This window comes from Neobacillus drentensis (assembly GCF_036965425.1).
Classification (GTDB): Bacteria; Bacillota; Bacilli; order Bacillales; family Cytobacillaceae; genus Neobacillus; species Neobacillus drentensis_F.
In genome coordinates, this window is the sequence record NZ_JBALPP010000034.1 from 41,581 (window position 1) to 45,817 (window position 4,237).

The 4,237-nt window shown below is 36.1% G+C and carries 4 protein-coding genes and 1 pseudogene; 3 read left to right on the forward strand and 2 right to left on the reverse strand.

Annotated features, from left to right (window positions below; all coding sequences use genetic code 11):
• Together V7161_RS09190 and V7161_RS09195 are read right to left on the reverse strand one after the other, a co-directional pair.
• The coding region (locus V7161_RS09190; RefSeq protein WP_335444332.1) for an oligosaccharide flippase family protein at positions 1-285 on the reverse strand (285 nt) is incomplete at its 3' end.
• 53 nt (positions 286-338) lie between these two features.
• The gene (locus tag V7161_RS09195) at positions 339-1,109 is read right to left on the reverse strand and encodes a LicD family protein (protein ID WP_335444336.1); all 771 of its coding nucleotides are present in this window, start codon (positions 1,107-1,109) and stop codon (positions 339-341) included.
• Positions 1,110-1,396: 287 nt separating this feature from the next.
• On the opposite strand from V7161_RS09195, the gene V7161_RS09200 reads away from it, so the two are divergent.
• The 3 genes and pseudogenes from V7161_RS09200 to V7161_RS09210 all read left to right on the forward strand — a co-directional run.
• A complete protein-coding gene (locus tag V7161_RS09200; protein ID WP_335444339.1) occupies positions 1,397-2,884 on the forward strand; it encodes an O-antigen ligase family protein in 1,488 nt (495 codons plus the stop codon).
• Between the two features lie 127 nt (positions 2,885-3,011).
• Positions 3,012-3,890, forward strand: a complete 879-nt coding sequence (gene galU, locus V7161_RS09205) for a UTP--glucose-1-phosphate uridylyltransferase GalU (protein WP_223592208.1) — start codon at positions 3,012-3,014, stop codon at positions 3,888-3,890.
• Positions 3,891-3,930: 40 nt separating this feature from the next.
• Positions 3,931-4,237, forward strand: a pseudogene (locus V7161_RS09210) (hypothetical protein); the annotation flags it as partial.

Genomic DNA, 4,237 nt, shown 5'->3' on the forward strand with positions numbered 1-4,237 from the left:
TACACTTGTACCCATACTAATGGTCAACATACTTGTAAAGAATTGGTTTACCTTTGTCTGATCATCCTTAATCCGGCTCATCTCTCTCAGGCCATACTGATAAACACCAAACACCGCAAAAATGAAAAAGTAATTAAAGATCGTTTCAGAACGCTGTACCATCCCGATAGAATTTGGCCCAAGAGTACGATATACATAGGGTCCTACTAAGATAGGGATGATGATATTAAACAGATTCAGTAATATTTTGTAAATTACATTTTTAATGATTGACGATTTTTGCATAAAACACCCGCGTAGCCTTTCTTATATTAAAAGTGCGAATGACAAAAACTTGATTAGTCATTTATTGATGTGAGATCTGACATATGGCTTTGCCGTTTGCTTTCCTCTGGCATCTCCATATAATCTTCCCCGTATAAGGCTGTTAAGTAATGATTAGGGTGCTGAGGCACGTTAAACCACTCGTTTTCAAAAATACCTTCTTTCAACGGGAAGATATCATGAATATTATAATAGGTATGGCCAAAATAAGGTGTTTCAATCCCATAAGTAACATAGTCAGACTTTGAGTTAATATAAGAATAAGCTTCATGTAATTGCAGTTTATTAATTACTCTTCGCAGTTTATTTTTTATATTATTTGCTTCTGAAGGATATTTAATGCTGGCAACTCGATGGACTATTTTCTCCGTGGCCGACATTTTATTCGGATGGGACACGAAATCATATGGAAAGATATCAATGGAAATCCCCCGTCTTTTAATCCCATGCCAATCAACCCAATCAAAATCTTCAAGAAAAAGAATTTTTAACCAATTGTGCTTACCGTGTGTGTGGACATTTTCTGATTCCACTTTGAATTTAGGGGGCAGCATCGTTTCGACGACTCGTTTAAATCTTGAATAATCTTTTCTTAACATACCGATATCGGCATCATCATCCCAAGGAATAAATCCTTTGTGCCTTTCCGATCCAAGTAAGGTACCATCTGTTATCCAGTATGGGATATTTTCTGTTTTACAAATATGATCAACGGCTAACAACATCTCTAGCATCGTATGCTGAGCACGCCTTAACGGACTATTCTGTTCCAATTCTACTGCCAATTTCATTTACCTCCTACTAAAACCAATCATATGAATAAATTTACTCCTAACTTTTGATTCTACACAAATAAAGCTTGCAATTCAATCATGAACCTACCTTCTCATCCATTCCAATCCTGTCATAAGGGAGTGGTAATTTTAATGAAAAGAGCATGAGTAAAGAGTTGCAATTTGTAATAAAATACAAATGGACCTTTTTTATTAGATTTCTGCTCTATAGCTTGGTATACTAATAAAATGTAAAAAGCACTTAATTATTTAAAAATAAAAACTAAGAGGTAAAGTATATGTCAGGTTTCACAATTCAGAGGCTATATCTGCTTTTAACAGCAATCGTTTTAGTTGCTGTTGGTCTATTTATTCATCAACCTATTATTGGATTTGGAATATCGTTGTTATTGGCATTATTTGTTTTTTATGATGAAAAAATAGGCATATTATTCATGATTATCTTTGTTCCAATTCGTCCGTTTTTAACCGTCTATAATACAGGGTTTAAGCTGATTGGAGATATGATTCTTCTACTGCTTTTGGTGAAAACCTTCTATCATAATCGGAAGAATCTTCGCGAACTCTTTCGCTTTCATCCATTTGAATATGCTTTCTTCGCGTTTTTAATTCTCGGAGCAATATCTGCCTTAATTACAGGCGTTTCACTTAAAGCAATCATTATTCAGCTGCGTGCTTTTGGTCTTTTTTATTTGTTATTTTATATCATAAAACGGATGAAGGTTTCGCCTCAGGATATAAAGGATTTTTCCTTCACGACCCTCATTTTTGGGGTAGTGCTTTCCGTGCAGGGGTTAGTAGAAAAAATTTCCGTTAGAACCTTATTTCTTCCTGAGGTTTGGCAAAGGATGGAACTATCCTATACCAATAAACAACGTATTTATGGTTTAATGGGAGGACCAAATGAAACCGGGATGTTCCTGCTCATCTCCTTTTTAATTGGATTTTATTTGTTATCCATTCGGAAGGATAAAGGAAAGGGCAAGTCATTAATTATTGCCAGTCTTATTCTAATTGCAACGGCTTTTCTTCTTACCTATTCCCGTGGAGCTTTGTTAACGGTCATCGCCTTTTTACCTGTCTACCTTGTCATTACTAGAAGAGTAAAATTTTTGGTGCCTTTAGCTATCATCGGTATTACGGCAGGAATATTATTTTTCTCAGTTGAAAAAGTTACCCATGTTGTTGAAAAATATCAAATTCAACACGCTAAGGAAATTAACGGAGACCAATCCGTAGATGAAACGGATAACTATGATGAAAAAGAAGTTAATCGATTCTCTGATGCTTTTTCCGCGGAAAATAGGGCATTAAGTAATGCGGATGGCCGCGCGTATTATTTTAAAAAATCGCTCGAAGTGTTAAAAACTAGCCCTATCATCGGATATGGGTTTGGAACGTTCGGAGGCTCCGCGACCCTTATTTACTCATCACCAATATATAAACACTTTGGGATTAATGGAAACTTTTATTCGGACAACCAATATACCCAAATTATTGCTGAAACAGGGGTAATAGGGATTATCCTTCTTGCAGCATTTGTTATTTTCCTCATGAAAATAACTTGGGACCTCAGAAAGAAACAAGATCTATCACCACTTTTGATTTATTTCATTGTAGCTGCCGTCGTGAGTGGTGCGGTCTATAATATTCTCGAAATGGATGCTTTCACGATGTATTATTTCATCATTCTGGGTTATGCGATACGTTTTATAAAAAATAGAGAAACTGTATGTATAAAAAAGAGGGGGGACCATTTCCATTAATTATGGGGGGGGACCCCTTTGTTTTTGGCGATTCTTGTCAAAAATTAGGGGTTGTGAAATAATAAAGTTAATTTGTAGAGTTTTACTTCCTTTATAAGGTTTTATTAATGTAAAAGGAGAATCATTTATGAAACGAGTTAGAAAAGCCATTATTCCTGCTGCAGGTTTAGGGACACGGTTTTTACCAGCAACGAAGGCAATGCCAAAAGAAATGCTTCCAATTGTAGATAAGCCTACTATTCAATATATCGTGGAAGAAGCGATTGAATCAGGCATTGAAGATATAATTATTGTAACAGGTAAAGGCAAACGGGCGATTGAAGATCATTTTGACCATGCATTTGAATTGGAACAAACCTTATTTGAAAAAGAAAAGTTTGAACTGCTAGAGAAAGTTCAAGCATCCTCTAACCTTGTAGATATTCATTATATTCGCCAAAAAGAGCCCCGGGGGTTAGGGCATGCCGTTTGGTGTGCAAGGAATTTCATTGGAAACGAACCTTTTGCCGTCCTCTTAGGGGATGATATTGTTCAGGCAGAAACGCCTTGCTTACGTCAGCTTATAAATGAATATGAAAAAACACTTTCCTCTGTGATTGGTGTTATGAAAGTGGCTGAAACAGAAACACACCGCTACGGGGTAATTGATCCATTAGCTCAGAATGACAGGAGATACCAAGTTCGTCAATTTGTTGAAAAACCTAAACCTGGCACTGCACCGTCTAATCTTGCCATTATTGGAAGGTACATTTTAAACCCTGAGATTTTCATGTTTTTAGATAGACAGGAAATTGGAGCAGGTGGAGAAATCCAGTTAACAGATGCGATTCAAAAGCTAAATGAAATCCAACGAGTTTTTGCCTATGAATTTGAAGGGAAACGATATGACGTTGGTGAAAAATTAGGCTTTATCGAAACAACCATTGAGTTTGCACTTCAGAATGAGGAAATCAAGGATGGTTTGATTCAATATATGGAAGAGAAGTTAAAGGAACTCCGTTTATAAATTGGATTGATCTCCTGATTAAAAGTAAAGAGGTAAAAGAATGAAAAAAATAAAAGTTCTCCATGTTTGCGATACACTAGATAAAGGTGGTTTAGAGGAAGTAATCTATAATCTCGTAAAAAATACGAGTGACCAGGAATTTGAGACAGGTGTTGCCTACTTTAGAGGAGGGACGGTGGCAAACCGGCTTAAAGAGAAGGGATTCTCCTGCAAGGAAATTAACGAATCAAGTAAAATTTCCCGAATAAATAAGCTTTCTAAATATATAAAAGAAGGAAAGTTTGATATCGTACAAGCCCACTTTTGTTTTCATGGCATCTTGGCTGCCAAACTTGCAGGTGTTAAAG

Bases quoted from the DNA above. Each gene is read 5' to 3' on its own strand.
- V7161_RS09200 (WP_335444339.1), top strand. From the start codon at position 1,397: ATGTCAGGTTTCACAATTCAGAGGCTATATCTGCTTTTAACAGCAATC.
- galU (WP_223592208.1), top strand. From the start codon at position 3,012: ATGAAACGAGTTAGAAAAGCCATTATTCCTGCTGCAGGTTTAGGGACA.